Origin of the sequence: Glaciecola nitratireducens FR1064, assembly GCF_000226565.1 — a bacterium.
GTDB lineage: Bacteria > Pseudomonadota > Gammaproteobacteria > Enterobacterales > Alteromonadaceae > Glaciecola > Glaciecola nitratireducens.
This window is the reverse complement of sequence record NC_016041.1, coordinates 2,627,485-2,647,160: the sequence shown is the minus strand read 5'-3', so window position 1 is coordinate 2,647,160 and position 19,676 is coordinate 2,627,485. Positions and strand designations below refer to the sequence as shown.

General features: G+C 41.4%; 15 protein-coding genes. All 15 read left to right on the top strand.

The genetic code is table 11. The features are described from left to right. Window positions 1-8: 8 nt before the first annotated feature. On the top strand, window positions 9-3,746 hold the full coding sequence (locus tag GNIT_RS11410) for a 6-hydroxymethylpterin diphosphokinase MptE-like protein (RefSeq protein ID WP_014109364.1): 3,738 nt from the start codon (window positions 9-11) through the stop codon (window positions 3,744-3,746). A 2-nt stretch (window positions 3,747-3,748) separates the two neighbouring features. Further along, the gene (gene pseB / locus GNIT_RS11405; protein WP_014109363.1) at window positions 3,749-4,747 is read left to right on the top strand and encodes a UDP-N-acetylglucosamine 4,6-dehydratase (inverting); all 999 of its coding nucleotides are present in this window, start codon (window positions 3,749-3,751) and stop codon (window positions 4,745-4,747) included. Next, window positions 4,744-5,943 carry a UDP-4-amino-4,6-dideoxy-N-acetyl-beta-L-altrosamine transaminase gene (pseC, locus tag GNIT_RS11400; RefSeq protein WP_014109362.1) on the top strand — a complete coding sequence of 400 codons (1,200 nt, stop codon included), beginning with the start codon at window positions 4,744-4,746 and terminating at the stop codon, window positions 5,941-5,943. The genes pseB and pseC overlap by 4 nt, the downstream gene beginning before the upstream one ends. Further along, window positions 5,940-6,644, top strand: a complete 705-nt coding sequence (gene pseF / locus GNIT_RS11395; protein ID WP_014109361.1) for a pseudaminic acid cytidylyltransferase — start codon at window positions 5,940-5,942, stop codon at window positions 6,642-6,644. Before pseC ends, pseF begins: the two co-directional genes overlap by 4 nt. Then, window positions 6,641-7,672 (top strand): glycosyltransferase family 9 protein, encoded by a 1,032-nt coding sequence (locus GNIT_RS11390; protein ID WP_238526890.1) that lies wholly within the window; start codon window positions 6,641-6,643, stop codon window positions 7,670-7,672. Before pseF ends, GNIT_RS11390 begins: the two co-directional genes overlap by 4 nt. 56 nt (window positions 7,673-7,728) lie before the next feature. Beyond that, window positions 7,729-8,808 (top strand): pseudaminic acid synthase, encoded by a 1,080-nt coding sequence (gene pseI, locus GNIT_RS11385; protein ID WP_014109359.1) that lies wholly within the window; start codon window positions 7,729-7,731, stop codon window positions 8,806-8,808. A gap of 71 nt (window positions 8,809-8,879) precedes the next feature. Continuing rightward, window positions 8,880-9,950: a UDP-2,4-diacetamido-2,4,6-trideoxy-beta-L-altropyranose hydrolase gene (pseG, locus tag GNIT_RS11380; RefSeq protein WP_014109358.1), complete on the top strand. Its 1,071-nt coding sequence runs from the start codon at window positions 8,880-8,882 to the stop codon at window positions 9,948-9,950. A 50-nt stretch (window positions 9,951-10,000) separates the two neighbouring features. Beyond that, window positions 10,001-10,621 (top strand): GNAT family N-acetyltransferase, encoded by a 621-nt coding sequence (locus GNIT_RS11375; protein WP_014109357.1) that lies wholly within the window; start codon window positions 10,001-10,003, stop codon window positions 10,619-10,621. 61 nt (window positions 10,622-10,682) lie between these two features. After that, window positions 10,683-10,928: an acyl carrier protein gene (locus GNIT_RS11370; RefSeq protein WP_014109356.1), complete on the top strand. Its 246-nt coding sequence runs from the start codon at window positions 10,683-10,685 to the stop codon at window positions 10,926-10,928. Continuing rightward, window positions 10,912-11,685, top strand: a complete 774-nt coding sequence (locus tag GNIT_RS11365; protein ID WP_014109355.1) for an SDR family NAD(P)-dependent oxidoreductase — start codon at window positions 10,912-10,914, stop codon at window positions 11,683-11,685. Before GNIT_RS11370 ends, GNIT_RS11365 begins: the two co-directional genes overlap by 17 nt. Window positions 11,686-11,690: 5 nt before the next feature. Continuing rightward, a complete protein-coding gene (locus GNIT_RS17920; protein ID WP_014109354.1) occupies window positions 11,691-14,324 on the top strand; it encodes a LuxE/PaaK family acyltransferase in 2,634 nt (877 codons plus the stop codon). Beyond that, window positions 14,317-15,642 carry an acyl-CoA reductase gene (locus GNIT_RS11355; protein ID WP_014109353.1) on the top strand — a complete coding sequence of 442 codons (1,326 nt, stop codon included), beginning with the start codon at window positions 14,317-14,319 and terminating at the stop codon, window positions 15,640-15,642. The genes GNIT_RS17920 and GNIT_RS11355 overlap by 8 nt, the downstream gene beginning before the upstream one ends. Window positions 15,643-15,666: 24 nt before the next feature. Beyond that, window positions 15,667-16,548 (top strand): glycosyltransferase family 2 protein, encoded by an 882-nt coding sequence (locus tag GNIT_RS11350; protein ID WP_014109352.1) that lies wholly within the window; start codon window positions 15,667-15,669, stop codon window positions 16,546-16,548. Beyond that, window positions 16,538-17,443 carry a nucleoside-diphosphate sugar epimerase/dehydratase gene (locus tag GNIT_RS11345; RefSeq protein ID WP_014109351.1) on the top strand — a complete coding sequence of 302 codons (906 nt, stop codon included), beginning with the start codon at window positions 16,538-16,540 and terminating at the stop codon, window positions 17,441-17,443. Before GNIT_RS11350 ends, GNIT_RS11345 begins: the two co-directional genes overlap by 11 nt. Before the next feature lie 215 nt (window positions 17,444-17,658). After that, window positions 17,659-19,575, top strand: coding sequence for a methyltransferase domain-containing protein (locus GNIT_RS11340; protein ID WP_014109350.1), 1,917 nt, complete (start codon window positions 17,659-17,661; stop codon window positions 19,573-19,575). Window positions 19,576-19,676 lie beyond the last annotated feature (101 nt).

Below are 19,676 nucleotides of genomic sequence, written 5' to 3'. Positions count from 1 at the left end.
GCCCAATTATGTTGAATGATATCCGTGTTCATATTCACTCAAACGAAGCTGTGCAGGAAGCAATTGAAGCCCGCTCTGCTCCACATATAGAAAAAACCTATAAGCAAAATAGAGCAATCTTTGCCTCTCAAATTCCTAATTTAGTCGACGAGCTAAATAATATTAAAAGCAGCAATATTTCAATATTTTTGAATAAAGATGAACATTACAATATTGTTGATTTTGGCCTAGGTCGGACCTTATACGGAGAGCAGCCGCTACAGGAAGTTGCTGAGCAATGTGAGCAAATGCACCAGTTTTCGGCGTGTATTAACTTTGAGGCTAGCGAACAAGCTGCTCCATGTAAGATGCATTCAGAAATGAAAGAAGCCGATAAACTTCTGTCTGAGTTTCAACAAAGCGCGATGCAAGTCAAACAAGATATGAGTAAATCAGATGTTCTGGTGGTATTAGGACTTGGTTTAGGTAACCATATTGACTGGTTGCTGGACAACAGCTCAGCAAAACACATTATTATTTATGAGCCAGAAAAACAGTATTTCAAAAGTGCTTGTATGGTTAAAGACTGGAGTAATGTATTAGCAAAAGTTGGCCAGCGTGGTATTGGTTTATATTTTCAAATAGGTAAAGATGCATCTAGTTTAGTAAAAGACTTAGCGGAACTCGCAACGCACTTTGAAATAAACCAAGCGACTTTATTTCAACACTACTATCATCCATCATTCGATGCTGTCATGCATGCGGTGCGCACTTCCACTTGGGAGCAATTACTAGCAACCAACACTTCGTTTTCGATACAAAACAAATTTACAGAATATACACCGCCTTGGCTTGGCTGTCAGAAAGTTGAGCAACTCGAGGCTGTTAATGCTGAATACCCGATGTTTCAATCTAACCTGCAGGCGTTTAAAAAGTATTATCCAAATATATACGCGGAATTTGTCGACTATCAGCCTCAAACTTGGTTTATAGTCAAAAATAAAAATGATGAGATTAACTTATTTAATCGTAACAATGGGGCCTGCTGGTATGGGGCAAATCCTTCACAGGATGGTCACGATAGCTACAAAAATTTTGAGCAATATCCGAATAAAGATGGCTTGATATTGGGCTACAATGGCGAAAAACTAAAACACTATTTGCATTACCGATTGGTTAAGAAAACTGAGTTTTTATTGAAGCAAGCAGAGGAAGAAATTGGTTTTCTGCCGGATACCGTGAAGTCATTAATCATGTTTGGTTTAGGTGCTGGATATCAGTTAGAAAGCTTGTTAGCTAATCGTAACGTTGAAAAATTATTTGTTTGTGAGCCCAATAGAGACTTTTTCTATGCATCACTGTTCGCGATTGATTGGTCTGCAATCTTAACTAAAATTGATGAAGAAGGCGCTAATTTATACATTAACATTGGCGATGATGGTACACACTTATTTCGCGATTTGCTCGGGCAGTTTTATAACATTGGGCCTTATGTACTCAGCCAAACCTTCTTCTATCAAGGCTACTACAACAGTGCATTGAACGCTGCCACGGTGCAACTTCGTGAGCAATTGCAAATTGTTGTTTCGATGGGTGAATACTTCGACCATGCTTGTTACGCGATAGAGCATACAAAAGAAGCCTTGCGAAGAGGTATCCCGTTTTTACGCGCGGATCCCAGTCAATTTTTAAATCAAGAACAAAAAGAACTTCCTATTTTATTTATTGGTAATGGCCCATCGCTTGATTATAGTTTAGATACCATTCGCGAACTGCAGTCTCAAGCGATACTGATATCTTGTGGCACCTCACTTCAAGTATTACAGCGCAATAATATTGTGCCTGATTTTCATGCAGAAATAGAACTTAACAGAGCGACCTATGATTGGGCTTGCCGCGTAAATGATCCCGATTATTTAAAGCAAATAACATTATTGAGTTGTAATGGGATCCACCCTGATACATGTGATTTGTACAAAAACGTGATGTTTGCGTTCAAGGAAGGAGAATCAGCGACTGTCTCTGCGCTAAATGTCATCGGAACAAACAAAGCCGAAGCCCTTTCGTTTTCGTTTCCTACCGTCAGTAATTTCGCTATCAACTTATTCTTGAAATTAGGCTTTCATCAATTCTACTTGTTTGGCATTGATATGGGCTTTGTTGACAGTTCACAGCATCATTCATCGCAATCTGGCTATTATGATGCACAAGGTAAAGAACTTTATAAGTACAGTGAGGCAAACAATACAGGTTTAGTCGTGCCTGGAAACTTTCGCTCGTTAGTGAACACCAAACACGAATTTAAATTGGCAAAGACCATTATTGAGGATGCATTAGCTGCGACTAAAGTGGATTGTTATAATACCAGTGATGGTGCCAAAATTGAGGGAACAACAGCCTTACCAATAGATCACATCTTGCTAATGAGTTCTCCAGAGCAAAAGAAAGATACGATAGATGCCATGAAAACTTGTTTTCAATATTTACCCGAAAATCAATTTATTCATGATTTTTCTGAAAAATATGACCAAAAAATATTGCTGGGTGAAATCACTAAGCTGCAAAAAATACTGAAAACCGAAATTACGGATCAAGACGATGTATTTGCTATTATTGAGAAACAAAAGCAGTTTTTGTTCTTGTCGTACAAACGAGGTAACTCTCTGTTTTTCTATTATTTATACGGTTCAATGAACTATATAAACTCAGTGCTCAGCAAGGCTGCAATGCATCAACAAATTAGTGTTTCTGTTGAAATTGCAAATAAGGCAATTGAGCTATGGTCGGCTACGTTAACTGATATTAAGTTGCTGCTAGGGACCTCAGAACAACTATTTGATACATCAAGCAGCTTCACTGGTTCTCGTGAAAGATTAATATTGGCTAGGAAGGGTGAACACCGCTTTAACCTTATTAGTTTTGACTCAAACCTGTCGATGTTAGCTGAGAAAGTTGTAACGTCATTGTCTGAATATCATGAAATCCAAGCGACTAATATAACAATTCAGGGAAGCAGCCCTTCCTTTTTACTGGAATGTCAGAGCCACGCTGCACTGGTGTTAATTCAGAACGGAGATGAATGGCGACAATTATTAGTCCAATTAGATAAGTGCAATCAAGAGGCTGTTGCAAACAATGTTAAGGGGAGAGTATTAATTTGTATTATGGGTGTTTACGAAGCAACTTGGTTTACTATTAGTTCACACTATTCGAATCTGTGCATTGCCTTCCAAATTTTGCCGCAACTTTTAGAAACAAGTGAAATAGCAGATTATAAACAAGGATTGATTCCATATTCTCCATTAGCTATTCATATCGAGTGGGCGCTTAAGCACTTGAGAGACATTCACAAATATCATATTTTTATAGAAAAGTTGCTTTTTTCGGATATTGGCTTAAAAAATGCATCTTCCGTTTTGATTGGTCAAAGTTTGCAAAAGAATCGTCAAAATAAAGGCGTTGAAATGAATACTGATATCGACGAGAGCTCAGACGCATTTGTATCTGAAACTGATTCATGTTCGTTCAATTATATTGAAAAAAATATCGTTTCTAAAATAAAAGCGTCGAATTTCGTCGATTACAAAACTTACATTGCAATACCGCGAAATCCATTGCTAGCTGATGTTTCAGCAACCAGCCTCGACTCTGCAGGTTCTCGAGGTTTGCGAGTTAATAGACAGTTTACTGCTGTTGAGTTACTTCTGCGTTGGCAAGGTCAACGTGATGTAGAGAAAATTATGAATGTCTATATGAAGGCAAGATAACTATGTTTGATAATAAAACCATTTTAATCACCGGCGGCACAGGCTCTTTCGGCAAGCGCTATGTAGCTCATATATTGGCGAACTACAAACCGAAAAAAGTGATTATTTACAGCCGCGATGAGCTCAAACAGTTTGAAATGCAACAGCAATTCTCAGACCCTTGCATGCGTTACTTTATCGGCGACGTGCGCGATGGAAGTCGCCTTATTACGGCAATGCGGGGCGTTGACTATGTCATCCATGCAGCCGCACTTAAACAAGTTCCAGCAGCAGAATACAATCCGAACGAATGCATAAAGACCAACATCTATGGTGCACAAAACGTCATTGAAGCCTGTATTGAAGCCAAAGTGCATCGCGTAATCGCATTGTCGACAGACAAAGCGGCGAACCCAGTTAATCTATATGGTGCGACAAAGCTTGCCTCCGATAAACTGTTTGTAGCCGCAAACAATATTGCTGGTGCGGATGGTCCTCGATTTGCTGTCGTTCGATATGGCAATGTTGTTGGTTCACGCGGTTCTGTTGTGCCATTTTATCGACAACTATTAGCGCAGGGTAAAACTGTTTTACCAGTAACTCATGCTGAAATGACACGTTTTTGGATTACGCTAGATGAGGGCGTTCACTTTGTGTTGACCAATTTCGAGCGGATGCAAGGCGGTGAAATATTTATTCCTAAAATCCCCTCAATCAGGATTTTGGACCTCGTTGAAGCAATGAGTGGACATCGAGAGCATGAATTGGTTGGTATACGTCCAGGTGAGAAATTACACGAAATAATGGTGCCTGAAGAAATGGCCCATCACTCGCTAGAGTTTGACGATCACTTTGTGATCACCCCAGCCATTAAGTTTTTCGATAAAACAATTGATTATTCGAAAAATAAACTGGGTGAAGTCGGCAAAAATGTAGATGAAAAATTTGAGTATCATTCAGGGACTAACCATCATTTTCTTAGCGTTGAGGAACTAAAAGAGTTGGACAAAAATACGCTATGATTCCATATGGGAAACATCATATAGACAGTCAGGATATTGAAGCTGTTGTAGACGTTCTGGAAAATCACTTTCTCACACAAGGGAGCAAGGTTCCAGAGTTTGAACAAGCGCTTTGCGACTACACTGGAGCACAATATTGCACGGCGGTTAACAGCGCAACCTCTGGCTTGCATGTGGCATGCTTAGCTGCAGGTGTCGGTCAGGGCGATATCGTTTGGACTACCCCAAATTCATTTGTAGCCTCAGCAAATTGTGCATTATATTGTAATGCGACGGTCGATTTTGTTGACATGGATCCGCAGACGCGAAATCTTGATGTTTCACTGTTAGCGCAAAAACTAGCGCATGCACAAAAGCGAGATAGTTTGCCAAAGGCGATCGTTGTTGTTCATTTTGCCGGTTTCAGCTGCGATATGCGCAAAATAGCTAAATTGATTGAAGGGCTCGATATTGTCCTAATCGAAGATGCTGCACATGCCTTAGGCGGCAGTTATGACGGGCACAAAGTAGGTTCTTGTCAATTTTCTGATATGGCTGTTCTGAGCTTTCATCCAGTCAAGTCAATCACCACCGCCGAAGGTGGCGCAGTGATGACGAATTCAGCCCTTCTAAACGAAAAAATCATGCAGTTTGCCAAGCATGGCATTACCCGAGACAGCAGATTATTTGACTCAAACGCCGTTGATTTATCTCAACAAGGGCCTTGGTATTACCAACAATTATCGTTGGGATATAATTATCGCCTGAGTGATCTTCAAGCTGCTCTAGGCATATCTCAATTGAAAAAATTAGATGGTTTTATTGCCGCTCGCCAAACAAAGGCGGATTTTTATCTGACTGCTCTTGCATCCTTGCCGCTGGTTCTGCCGCAGCAGTCCGAGAGTAACAATCAAAGCGGCTGGCATTTATTCATGATTGAGCTAAATCCGCAGGTGCTGACTGCTCAGGTAAAGCATCCTCAGTCAAAGAATAGAAAAAAGGTGTTCGAAGCGCTTCAGGAAAAAGGCATCGGAGTTAATGTGCACTACATACCAATCCATTTGCAGCCATACTACCAGCAAATTGGATTTAAACAGGGTGACTTTCCGCACGCGGAACATTTCTATGAAAACGCCATTACATTGCCTATATACCCAGGACTGACAGAGGACGACCAACAAGCTGTTGTTGATGCTTTATTCGAGGTGCTCAATTGAACATCGCAATAATACCCGCTAGAGGCGGCAGTAAACGCATACCAAAAAAAAATATTCGACGCTTTTTTGGTAAGCCATTGATAGGCTATTCTATTGATGTAGCCAAACAATCGGGTGTTTTTGATGAAATCATAGTCTCAACCGATGATGCCGAAATTGCTGCTTATGCAAAAGAATGCGGGGCACTTGTGCCGTTTGTGCGCCCAGAGTCGCTGTCAGATGATATGACAGGTACCAGACCAGTAACAAATCATGCTATCGAATGGGCGCAACTGAATTTGGGCTCACTTGATTTTGCCTGCTGTATATACGCGACAGCACCGTTTTTACAAACTCAATATCTGCAACAGGGTTTACAAGCCTTGAAAGACAGCCCAGATAAAGGATTTGCTTATTCGGTCACTAGTTTTGCATTTCCAATTCAACGAGCTTTGCTTCTAAAAGAAAATTACGCTTATCCTGCATTTGAGAAAGATATTTACAAGCGCTCGCAGGATCTACCCGAGGCATTCCATGATGCGGGCCAATTTTATTGGGGAACAGTTGATGCTTACTTATCATCAAAGCCCATATTTTCAGAGCATGGGATACCAGTTATATTACCTAGGCACCTAGTTCAAGATATCGACACTCAAGAGGACTGGGATAGGGCTGAGTTGATGTATAAAGCATATTCACTGCAGCAGAGAGGCTCACATTGAGCAAGTTGGCCAAAACCAACAAGTCGCCTGAGTCCTCGGATAAGATATTAGTCATTCGAATGTTAGGTTTGGGAGACGTCACTTGCATTGGCGTTCCCGCTGTGCGCCATATAAAGAAAAAATATCCACACGCAGAAGTCCACATGTTGACCTACGCAGCAGGATTAGAGGTCATGGCACTTGCCCAGCCTGATGTGAAAACATATGGTTTACGACAGGGAGAATGGCCGCAGGATATCCTTCAAGCCATGGAGACTTTTATTGGTCTGGCGGAAACTATTATTGGTGAGGCTTACACAAAAATCATTAATTTAGATACTTGGTTTATGCCATGTTTTTTGACACGATTTTTGCGCGATGCAGGCGAACCTGTGGAAGGCAATTATATCGGAATGTCAATTGCAGATCTTATCGACCAGTTTCAAAATCAAACATTGCAGCCCAGTTTTGTGAATGACGCTAGTCACTACATGCAAAGCACTTGGTTTTCCATGATGCGCTGGCACACCACTTGGTGGGAGTCTGAATATCTGCCTGAAAAAGGCTATCCCGAGTTTTACTTACGAACTTGTTGTGGCTGGCAAAATATTGAATTCGACATGCATATTGACGTAAAACAAAATACGAAATTGGCAAAAATAAGAAAGCATAAAAAAGTGATTGCGCTGGCGACAGAAGCAAGAACGGTAGAGCGTAATTATCCTTATGCTGATGAGCTCAAGGAGGCTTTACAAAAAGCGGGCTTTGAAGTGTGGTCAAAATTTGATGGCAGTCAGTCGCTGCGTGAAACCTTGAGTATGCTGAAAACGAGCGACTTGCTTATTTCGGTGCCCTCGGCACCGCAATGGATGGCGACAGCAGTAGCTTGTCCCACACTCATTATTAGTGGGATGGTAGACCCAAGAACATTGATGCCAGATTATGCGACGGATATGTCTGCTCAACCGGCTACTGTAGAGTCTTTACTTGAAGGTGTTGTAGGAATATTTGACGGCAGTGCGGATCAACTTGAAGACAATGTTTACTAAGTATGTTTCAGGAACGTATATACATTATTTTAATAAACACCTAATTCGGAATAACAATGAGTAATAAAACAATTAGGATCGGATGTGATAATCTTTTCTTCGATATTGGTGAAGCATCGCCTCCATTTATTATTGCCGAGTTAAGTGGTAATCACAGCCAAGATTATGCGTTAGCGGAACAAATGGTGCGTGAAGCGGCTAAAGCGGGTGCGCATGCCATCAAACTGCAAACCTATACGGCTGAAAGTATGACACTCGATGTTGATTCGGGTGATTTCGTTATTAACGAAGCTGACAGTTTGTGGGCAGGAGAGCAATTATTTACGCTGTATAAGAAAGCGGCAACGCCCTATGAATGGCACGCAAAGCTTTTTTCACTGGCCAATAGTCTAGGAATGCTCGCGTTTAGTTCGCCATTTGATGAGGATGCGGTAGATTTTTTAGCAAATTTAGATGTGCCTTGCTACAAAATTGCCTCGTTTGAACTCACCGATTTGCCGCTCATTAAAAAAGTCGCTGAACAAAATAAACCGATGATTATGTCAACGGGCATGGCGACTATTTCTGAAATAGAAGAGGCCGTTAATACAGCCAAGAACGCGGGCTGTGAGGATATTATTTTACTTAAGTGCACGAGTACTTATCCGGCACAGCCGATTAACACAAATTTGCTGACCATTAATCACATGCGCGAGGCCTTTAATTGTCAGGTTGGTTTGTCAGATCATACATCTGGTATTGGGGTGTCGGTGGCTAGTGTCGCGTTTAAGGCTAGCGTGATTGAAAAACATTTTGTATTGTCTCGTGCTGCTGGCGGCGTCGATGCGGCATTTTCATTAGAACCGCATGAATTGTCTAGTTTGGTCGTAGAAACTGAACGCGCCTGGCAATCGCTGGGATGCGTAACCTATGGTGGCAGCGCGGCGGAAGAAAAATCTAAGCAATATCGTCGTTCAATTTATATTTGCCAAGATATTAAAGCAGGCGAGATAGTGTCTCGCTCTCATGTCAAAGTGGTGCGGCCAGCCTTTGGCTTGGCGCCTAAACATCTTGAGACCGTCCTTGGCTCAACCGCTAAAGTTGATATGCCTAAAGGTACCGCTCTAAATTGGTCTAAACTGGTTCTTAAGGATTAGCTTCCAACAAGCACACAGTGGATAAACACTGAGTATTGAACGCGTTTTGCAAGGTAACTATATTCGTCATTATGCAATTATTTATACGAGCTGAAGGTAATCCAAGTATTGGACTTGGGCATGTTATGCGTTGCTATGCCTTAGCCGAAGCGTGTCAGCTCTTAAATATTCCAGTCAGCTTTTTGTGTTCACAACAAACGAGTGATTTCCTGAAGTCGCGAAGGGGCTTCAATAGTGGCATTATTATGCTTGAAAATACTCTGCAAACTGATAGTGATAAGACGACGAATTCAGAGTTAAATGAACTTATTTCAGTGCTAACGTATGATGCTGTGCTGATATTAGACGGCTATCAATTTGACCATATTTATCAGCAAGCGATTAAGCATGCCGGCATTAAGTTTGCCTATTTCGATGATATCAACTCGTTCTACCAAAGTGGTTTAAAACATTGTGCAAATATTATTATCAATGGCGCTGACTCAGCGCTGAGCTTGAAATATGAGCTTAACGCTACACATTCTAAACTGTGTTTAGGAAGCGAATATTTATTGCTTCGCCAAGAATTTCATAATCTTCATCCTACTGCGATAAGCGAACGTGACTCTTTACTTATCAATTTTGGTGGCGCTGATATTCATAACTATTCAACGCAATTGTTAATTGAGCTTGAGAAACAGGGTTTCACAGCACCAGTGAAAGTGGTGACAGGCGCCGCGTTTCAGCATCAGGAAACTTTAAACAGGCGTTTGCAGGATAATTTGAGCACATCGCCTATGCAGATTGAGCACATCCACGATGCGCAACAAATGGCGATACTCATGCAAAATGCCCGTCTTGCTATTTGCGCCGCAGGTGGCACTCAGTTTGAGTTGTTGGCTTGTGCCACGCCCAGTATATTAGTGGTTGTTGCTGATAATCAGCTGCCCGCTAGTCAGCATGCTGCACAGCAAGGTTGGTGTGACATTATCGAATGGCAAAAACAGGTCGATATTAGCGCGCTGGCTGCCAAAATTGTTGCTGATTGGCAAAATCAGCCAGAAATTCAGTTGAAATTTAATAAAGCGCGGCAGCAACACAGAAAACTGACATTCAATGGTGGCAAAAATATCCTTAATGCACTCAATGAGTTGGCGCAATAGGAAGAATATGTTTAAGCTTACCAATAAGTTAAACGTGATTGGGTTTTTCTATGCAATATAAACTTTCAGGATATGGTGTTGAATTGCGTTCGGTTGTTGAAAGCGACATCGAAACGCTCAGGCAATGGCGTAACAAAGATGATATTCGCAGTATGATGAAATCAACGAGTTATATTACTAAGGAACAACAGAAAGCCTGGTTTGACAGTCTAGAAGATGCAACCCATGTGCGTCATTTTCTTGTTAGTTATAAGGGACAAGCGGTGGGCAGCGCTACGTTAACAGGGACTAGCTTTGTATCCGGTTTTACCGACGATTTAGAAAATGCGAAGGAAATCGAAACCGGTTTATACATAGGACATGAAAGCTATCGCAATAATATCTTGGCTTTTGCGCCAAGTTTACTAACTTGCGATTACTGTTTTGACGAATTACAAGTTGAGCAACTTGTTGCCACGGTCAATAGCAGCAACAAACAAGCGTTATCGTATAACGAAAAACTAGGTTATAAAGAAGTATCCCGATTTTTTACCGAAGTTGCTGAACAAACATCAAGTAGCGACATCAAGACGAGAAGACAAGAGTGGATAAGTTTTACTTTGCAGCGCAAAGACTACATTGAAGCGACAAAACAAGTTCGGAATCTATTGTCCCGTCGCAAAAGTAGATAAACAAAATGGCATTGTGTTAACAATAAAGTGAATGTAATTAGTTAAGCCAAGAAGGTTGGAAGTGACATTGAATAATACAGAAAAGCTAGTGCAGTCCTTCGTTACTGCACTGAATATCGAAGCGGATCAAGTAACTGATTCGTTAACTTATAACGAAATCTCTGAATGGGATTCAACGGCACATATGATCCTTATTGCAGAACTTGAAGACCAGTTTGACCTTATGTTAGACACTGACGATATCATTGATATGAGTTCTGTCGCGCAAGCGAAAAAAATCATGAGCAAATATGACCTCTCATTCTAATTTGAATGCAAGAAGCAAAGCTGTCCTTATCACCGGTGCAGCCGGTGGAATAGGGCTCGCTTTGGTTTCGGCGTGTTTGCAACATGGATGGTATGTGTTCGCCAACGTTCGTAATCAAGCGAGCTGGAGAAGCTTACAATCGACATTAGAAAAACAATGCTCTGACAGTAGTCAATATTGTCAGCCACTTGTTTACGATGTAACCGAACCAGAAAAAGTCAAAGGCGCGTTCAATGAAATCCGAAAATCAGGAAAGCAACTGCAGGGATTAGTCAACAATGCGGGCGTGATGCAAGACTCAGCCCTTGGGATGACATCATTGAGCGACTTTACCCAGCAAATGACGGTGAATGTCACCGCCTCTTTTCAGCACATGCAGCTTGCAGCGCGTTTAATGACTCGCCAAAAAAGCGGCAGCATTGTTAATGTTAGTTCAATTGTGGCGCTCGATGGTTCGGCAGGGCAAGTTGCCTACGCTACAAGTAAAGCAGCACTTCTTGGGATGACGAAATCGGCAGCAAAAGAGTTAGCCCCCTCAGGTATTAGCGTAAATGCAGTTGCGCCAGGTTTTATTGACACCAAGATGACAGCCACTTATCAAGATCAAAAACGTGAAAAGGTGTTAGCCCAAATTGCACTTGGTCATGAAGGTAAGCCGAGTGATGTTTCGGCATTAGTTTTGCATTTGTTAAGCACTGAAGCGGCCTATATTACGGGGCAAACAATTAAAGTTGACGGTATGATGAAGCTTAACTAACAATAATGACTATTTTCTTCGAACAGCTTGAACGATTTAAAGATAATGTTGCTTGTATTGAAGGCGACACGGTTCTCACTTACGCGCAGCTCGGTTCGAAGGTCGAAGAAAAGAAAATTCAGTTAAGGAATATTCTTGTTGCGGCCAAAGATGGTGAAAATACAGGTAAAAATTTGCTTGCTATTGTAGCCAAAAATAACATCAGCACGATGATTAACTATCTCGCTGCGCTGCAACTAAAGCAAGCTATTATCTTTCTTACAAATACCGATGATAAAGCTACTGAAAAAAGCGATTTGTTAACTCAGTTTAAGCCTGAATTAATTCTACAAAATGAACAGATAATACCGTCTTTTGTTAACAGCGAACTTGAGCAGCCAAGTATTCGAGATGATGTCGCCGTATTGTTAAGCACATCCGGCTCAACCGGCGAAAGCAAACAAGTGGTTTTGTCATATGATAATTTAATCGCCAACTGCCAGTCTATTTGTGCCTATTTGCCGGTACAAGCCTCAGATGTCACCATCACCACATTGCCTTTCCTGTACTCCTATGGACTGTCGGTTATCAATACCCACCTAGCCTGTGGTGCATCCATTGTGCTGACCGAGCTTAGTATCATGCAACGAGAGTTTTGGGATTGTTTTGAACGGCATCAGGTAACCAGTTTTGCGGGTGTTCCGCATAGTTATGACATGCTCATTAGGCTAAAGTTTACACACAAGAATATGCCTCATTTGCGCTATTTTACGCAGGCTGGAGGCAAGCTTAGTGAGAGCAATATAGTTACATTGGCCGAGTTTGCTAAACGCAACAATATCGAATTTTATGTGATGTATGGGCAAACGGAGGCGACAGCAAGAATGAGCTTTGTGAGCCCTAATAAGTTGCTGCAAAAGCCAAATACGATCGGTCAAGCTATTCCTGACTGTCATTTGATGCTCATAGATGAGTTGGGCAATGAAATTACGCATAGTCAGCAACAAGGTCAACTCGTTTTCCAAGGTCGAAACGTGATGTTAGCTTACGCTGAGCAGCGCTCGGAACTTGTCAATTTTGAGCCAATCGTTGCGCTTGCAACGGGAGATATCGGTTATAAAGACGATGACGGTGACTTTTTTATCACCGGCAGAATAAAGCGCATAGTTAAACTATTTGGTGAACGCGTTAGTCTTGATCAACTTGAGGAGCTAGTGCAACGAAGTATACAAAAAGTCACCTCGGTAACACAAACCACCTTGCTTGAAAATATTTCGTCAGATCAGGAAAAACCAGTTAACAACGATGGCAAACTTTATCCTGCAGTGAGTAAGGTTGCAGTAATCGGGAATGATAAGAAAATCATCATCGTCCTTGAACTTGATGCTATTGCGGATAGCAGCGAAAACCTCAATGTTCAGAGCGCGATTACTAAATTACAGCAGGATTTAAAGAAATCGTTACAAAGTACTACGGGTATCCATCCAAGTGCGTTAAAGGTGATAAGTATTGGGTCGATACCTTTATCAATTAATGGTAAAACCGACTATCGGAGCTTGAAAGCAAAGTTTATGGGCGTAACTTTAGATGAGTACAAGCAAAACTTTGAATTGCTGATGCAAGCGGATGCTTTTGCTCTTGATAAAAAACAGAAACAAAATCTGCTCGTTCCCGTGCTTAATAGCCTGCATGAGTTGCATGTAGCAAACTGCCCTGAATACAAGCGCATTACCGCGCAGGCCGGTTATTCGTTTTCCACGATAGAAGCCCTTCCTTTTATCGCGGTTCGATTATTTAAGCAGCATGAGTTGTCGAGTATCTCAGCGCAGGAAATATTCAAAGTGTTAAGTTCTTCGGGTACGACAGGGCAAGCGCCAGCGCGAATTTTATTGGACAAAGAGACCAGTGCTCGACAGTCCAAAACCTTGGTGACTATATTGCAGTCAGTCATCGGGAAACAGCGCTTGCCGATGCTAATTATTGACTCTGAAGCTGTTGCAAAAGGGCGAAGTGGTTTTAGTGCGCGCACAGCCGGTATTCAAGGGTTATCATTCTTTGGGCGTAAACATGTGTATGCATTGCGGGATGATATGTCACCTAATTGGGAAGCAATAGACGCGTTCTTTGATGAGCATGGCAGCGGTCCTATATTGATTTTCGGTTTTACCTTTATGCTATGGGAGTATTTAATCAGCCCTGCTCGAGATTCGGCGAAAAGCTTTAAAGCACAAAAAGCGTTTGTTATTCATAGCGGTGGCTGGAAAAAGCTAGAATCAAAACGAGTAGACAATGCCACTTTTAAGATGGCCTGCGATGAAGTTGTTCAAGGCAGTCAGGTACATAACTTTTATGGCATGGCTGAGCAGGTTGGCAGTATTTTTATTGAATGCGAACATGGGCATTTGCACGCACCTAATATGGCCGATGTCATTATTCGACGCCCACACGATTTGGCAGTGGCAAGCATAGGCGATATTGGCTTAATTCAAGTATTATCAGCATTGCCTACCAGCTATCCGGGGCACACTATTTTAACTGAAGACTTAGGTCGTATTTTAGGTGAAGATAATTGCCCGTGCTTGCGTAAAGGAAAGTATTTTGAGGTTATCGGTCGGCTCCCAAAAGTTGAAGTTAGGGGGTGCAGCGATACTCATGGATAACACTACTTTTTTAACGTATTTTGACAAGTCCTCGATTACTAGTTTGGCTAATGGCAAACATGAAAATGTGGCACCATTGCTCTGGTTAGAGGAGTTTGCTGCACAAACTAATGAAGAATTATTCGCCCCCATAACGCTGAGCTTCATCCAAGCCTTGTCTTCACGATTATTAAAGGGCACAGAGTTTAGAAATTCATCTGAACTCGTTGCTTTAGGGTTTTGGCTGCGGCGCTCCAATTTGCAACAAAAAATCGCAAGTAGTGCGCCTATTTTCGAATCATTTCACACTGTTCAAAGTGCTCAACAATATCACGATGATTACCAGCCTTTGGGCTGCGTTGTGCATTTTACTCCAGCGAATGTCGACACCATGTTTGTGTATAGTTGGGTGGCGTCATTATTAATGGGTAACAAAAATATTGTGAGAGTTGCTAGTCAAGACTCTGATAGCAAAATAGTATTGTTGCGCTTACTTGATGAGCTCTTTCAACAAGCTGAATTTGCGGAAATTGCGCGGCGGAATATTTTCATAAGCTACGACAAAACGTCAGCGATGACCGCACATCTTTGCCAGATAGCGGATGCCAGAATGATGTGGGGCGGTGACGCTAGCGTTGAGCAAATTAAGGCTTACCCTAGTAAACCACAATGTCGAGATTTTGCATTTGCCGATAAATATTCTGTGGCAATGTTAGCAGCATCCGAACTGTGCTCTGAACCCTTACTGGTCGCTCAAAAGTTATGGCGGGACACTGAAGCGTTTCAACAGCAAGCATGTTCGTCACCACGTGTACTGTTCGTTATTGATGAGAACAAGACCGAGAGGACACTGATTCAGGCAAAGTTAAAAATATTGTTTGCTCATATCAATGAGCTTGCACAACAATCATCCGAGCCTTGGGATCAAATCAGCAGAGTGAATGAACACCTCGTGGCACTTCAGAACTTGGCGATAGCGCAAGAATGCGAGGCTGAAAATGCACTTATACAACTGAGAAGTATCAGTGCAGTCAATTTACCTAAGTTAACAGCAAGCTCCATTGAACGGCATGCAGGTAACGGTTTTTTTTACGTTCGGCACTGCGACTCAGTGCAGCAGGTGCTAATGGAATTAGCTAATTGTGTGCCTGAGAAATTGCAAACAATCGCCATTCAAGGGCTCGCTGCCGACGATGTAGCGAAGTGTGCATCTGATTCACTATACCATCAAAATTATCGAATCCAGCCACTAGGGCAAGCGCTTGACTTCAGCTTTACATGGGATGGCTATCAACTTTTACTCGAGCTTTGCCAAATGAGGCAAATGACGGTCAATTGATATCAAATACGTTGGGAGTTTTTAATGTCCATTCAAGCCATACAGATACTAATGCCTGTATATAACGCAGAAAAATATATTGATGAAGCTATCGCATCACTGCAGGCTCAAACTTATGCTGATTGGGAGCTATTGGCTATTGATGATGGCTCTACTGATCAATCGTTGGATAAACTAAGAGAATGGCAAGTTAAAGACAATAGAATATGCATTAGAACTCGGCAAAACCAAGGTTTGGTAGCAACATTGAACGAACTAACCGAGTGGTCTACATCACCCATTATTGCGAGAATGGATGCGGATGACATAAGCCACCCTGAAAGGTTAGAGAAGCAACTAGCGGCATTAGAGCGCTTGGATAGGCCGGGTGTGGTCGCCAGCTGGGTATCACTTTTTGGTGCAAAGCAAGCAAATTGGCATTATCGAGAGTTGGACTCTGACATCCGAATGCTAATGCTTTTTGGTAGAGCGCCCCAAGCAATTGCTTCTTTGTTAGCAGATCGTCTTGTTTTTGAAAAACATTCTTTTATTCCGAGTCACACACATCTGGAGGAATTAGATTTCTTTCTGCGCTTAACACAAGACCCAACCTTCTCTCTTTACAGTGTGCAGCAATTTCTATACTGCTATCGTCAGCATGCTAATTCAATCTGTTATCAACATGCTAATTATCGTATTGCTCATTATAAAAAACGATTTGCAGTATTCTTAAGGCAGCATGCCAAAGAATTGACAGAAGCTCAAATTCAAGCATATATGGCTTTTGTTTACGATGAACCCATGCAATCAGCATCAGATAAAACAATTTTGGAAGAAGCGTTTAAGGTGATGTTGCAACGATACTCAGAGCAATATCCAAACTTTGAAACAGAGTTAATGCGCCGATGGGAACGCTATGAAAAATAACGTCAACACACAGCAAGAAGATGCATTTATATTTGGAGCAGGCACTGCGGGTCAAAATGCGTACGAAAACCTCAAATTGAATTACCGCATACTGGGTTTTATTGACAATGACAAAGCAAAATATCAATCCAATATAGACGGTATCTCGATATTCCCTGCATCGATATTAAGTCAACATTCCCATGCTACCTTATTTATTGCCAGTGAGTTTTTCGAACAAATTAGGGATCAGTTGTTATCACTTCGATTCTTATCAGCGGGCAAAATAAAACCTTTACCTTCTCGTCTATTGGCTGCAAATCGATTCGAACATGAACACAAGTCTACGGCTAGAGCCCTTGACGTTCTTGCTTGTTGTTGTGAATTTTTAAAAGCACTTTCGGTCAAGCATCATATTGATGCGGGCACACTGCTGGGCTTATATCGGGATAAACAATTAATCCCTTGGGACGATGATTTAGACATCGCCATTGACGCAAGTTTCGCTCCAGTTGTGCAAAAAGCACTGCCACAACTGGAGCAACAGCTTTGGTTAAAAACGCACGCTAAGTGGCATGCTCAAACGTTATTTACTGTCGGTTCTTTCGGTAATGTGCCTGAGAATGCTATTCGTGCGTTTAAAATTGTGTGCGAGAATGCATCCGAATTACCTGCCGTTGATTTCTTCGTTAAGTATGTTGATGATAAATATAGTGACTACAGCCTTGCTTCTCGAGGCATTCGAATGCCGGCCGAATTAAACGCAACAATCCAATCTTATCTATGCTGCAACTACAGTTGGCCTATTCCTGCAAGGACAGCTGATTACCTGCAACAGCACTACGGGGATTGGGAAACACCGAATCCCGATTGGAGTTTACAAGATCTTACTAATACGCAGGTGTTTGATGAATGAATATAAAGAGTAAATAAAAATATTGGTTTACATATTGCATTGAAATCTACTAGTGAACCGCTGACGGCTTCCTCATTTTGTTTTGTACAAGCTAATGCGAGGCTAACATATTGTAATAAACTGAAGTTATTAAAAAAAATCGTCATTATCAATGGCTTTGTCAGCAAAATTTTATTAAAGCAGATGTTGAAGAATAGTTAAGTTAGGGGAAAAAGATGAGTGATCAGTTCAAAGCAATTGACGCCTTTGTTGGAAAGTCAATTGTGTTGGCGCCAGATAATGACCTTACAAGGCGGATGCAAAAAGAACTAAGCGCAATCGGTGCAAATGTTGTCGGATTTTACGACAGCTATAAAAAGCCCTCCGATTTTGTGAAGGCTGCTGAAGCATCAAAGTATGACTGCATCATTATAAATAGCCCCAATTATTGGAGAGAAATTGGTGCAAATTTGAGCGGCTTAAAATATGTTTTTGATACTGCGTCATTAAGTTTTATTGAGCTTGAAAATTTTGAATCGTTGCTTAGAAACTCTGATGAATTTGATGTTCTTCTGCTACCGTTCAATCGTTCGAACGTTTCCGATATGTCCTTGATCAGTCGGTCCTTAAACAAATTTGGCATAAGCTCTGCGATTATAGATATTGGCGGAGGACCGGATTCAGATATCACTAAAGGATACACTGAGAATGCAGACATACCGCGAATTAGACGAGATGGACTGCATAATATAAAGCGTCAGTGTATTGTCGCATCAATTGATTGGGAACCAAGCTTTGGTCGCTCATTTATCCAGGCGGAAAAGGATAAGGGCATGTTAACAATTGGAGTGGTTGATGGCATCGAAGATTTCAACGATACCGATTATTCCTATGATCGCAAGGCTTATGAGACCGTTGAATATGTGTTAACAATGGGCACGGATGATTTAACTGCGTTATCGCATAAATCAGAGAAATGTACGGTAGTGGGTCTTCCTAAATTACACTCATTGTATAATGAAACGGTGCAATATCCCGCCAAGACGACGGTAATGATTAACGTAAACTTTACCTATGGTTCGTTTGAAGAGGTTCGCGAAGAGTGGGTTGAACAAGTCTTGAACGCTTGTCAGAAAGCAGAGGTGGATTATATTATTTCTCAGCATCCGGCTGATAATGGTGATTTCAGTAATAAGGTCGTCAGTTCAAAAACTGTCTATCAGACCATTCGTGAGTCATCGCTTGTTATTACTCGTTACAGTACGGTCTTACTTGAAGCCTTAGTGTTGGGTAAACCCGTCATTTACTTTAATCCCCATGGCGAAAAAGTACCTTTATATAATGAACCTGAAGGTGCTTTTGAAACTGTTACAAACGTAACAGAATTAGCGTCAGCAATATCAAAAATCACGCAAACATATAGTGATGTTAGATCTGGCGCACAAGAGTTTTTACTTCGAAAATGTAATTTGCCGTCTACCGTGCCGCCCTCAGATTTAGCTGCCTACAGAATCAAAAACTTATTGGAAGAGAGGGAGCATATTGCATTTTCACCGGATAAGCATTTCTCTCTTCCTGCACAATATATTTCAAGAAATAAGTACCATCACTACGACGATAGTGACTGCGAAGATGAATGGCAATTGGAAGTTTACCTGCATGCGCTTGGATTAATGACCACCAATAGTTTCTCAAATATCGTGGATGTAGGCACCGGTTCGGGCTACAAATTCATGAAATATTTTAGTCAATACAACACGCTTGGCTTGGAGTTGCCTGTTAACGTTGATTTGTTGATGCAAAAGTACCCAGATAAACGCTGGAAAGTCTCGGATTTTACTTCAGAACGAGTATTCAGTGCAGATGTAGTGATTTGTTCTGATATTATCGAGCATCTGGTTGACCCTGATGATTTATTGATATTTTTGAATGCCCAAGACTTTAAATATTTAGTGTTATCTACTCCAGACCGAGACTTGGTATACCCGAAAACATCAGTATTCCAAGCTGGGCCGCCGCGTAATTTTGCGCATCAAAGGGAATGGTCATTTTCTGAATTTGCTGACTACGTCAGTACTTTCTTTAAGGTCATTGATCATCGCGTGACAAATTACCATCAAGCAACTCAAATGATGATTTGCGTGAAAAAGTAACTTATTTAGTATCAATTTGGTGGCAGGTACTTACAGTAGTATGTGATTAAAAGCAGGAGGTTTGTGTTTTAAAACGCACTGACTTTTTATAGAAAAATTGG

Bases quoted from the DNA above. Each gene is read 5' to 3' on its own strand.
- GNIT_RS11345 (WP_014109351.1), top strand. From the start codon at position 16,538: ATGAAAAATAACGTCAACACACAGCAAGAAGATGCATTTATATTTGGA.
- pseG (WP_014109358.1), top strand. From the start codon at position 8,880: ATGCAATTATTTATACGAGCTGAAGGTAATCCAAGTATTGGACTTGGG.
- GNIT_RS11340 (WP_014109350.1), top strand. From the start codon at position 17,659: ATGAGTGATCAGTTCAAAGCAATTGACGCCTTTGTTGGAAAGTCAATT.
- pseB (WP_014109363.1), top strand. From the start codon at position 3,749: ATGTTTGATAATAAAACCATTTTAATCACCGGCGGCACAGGCTCTTTC.
- GNIT_RS11375 (WP_014109357.1), top strand. From the start codon at position 10,001: ATGCAATATAAACTTTCAGGATATGGTGTTGAATTGCGTTCGGTTGTT.
- GNIT_RS17920 (WP_014109354.1), top strand. From the start codon at position 11,691: ATGACTATTTTCTTCGAACAGCTTGAACGATTTAAAGATAATGTTGCT.
- GNIT_RS11410 (WP_014109364.1), top strand. From the start codon at position 9: ATGTTGAATGATATCCGTGTTCATATTCACTCAAACGAAGCTGTGCAG.
- pseI (WP_014109359.1), top strand. From the start codon at position 7,729: ATGAGTAATAAAACAATTAGGATCGGATGTGATAATCTTTTCTTCGAT.
- pseC (WP_014109362.1), top strand. From the start codon at position 4,744: ATGATTCCATATGGGAAACATCATATAGACAGTCAGGATATTGAAGCT.
- GNIT_RS11355 (WP_014109353.1), top strand. From the start codon at position 14,317: ATGGATAACACTACTTTTTTAACGTATTTTGACAAGTCCTCGATTACT.
- GNIT_RS11365 (WP_014109355.1), top strand. From the start codon at position 10,912: ATGACCTCTCATTCTAATTTGAATGCAAGAAGCAAAGCTGTCCTTATC.
- GNIT_RS11350 (WP_014109352.1), top strand. From the start codon at position 15,667: ATGTCCATTCAAGCCATACAGATACTAATGCCTGTATATAACGCAGAA.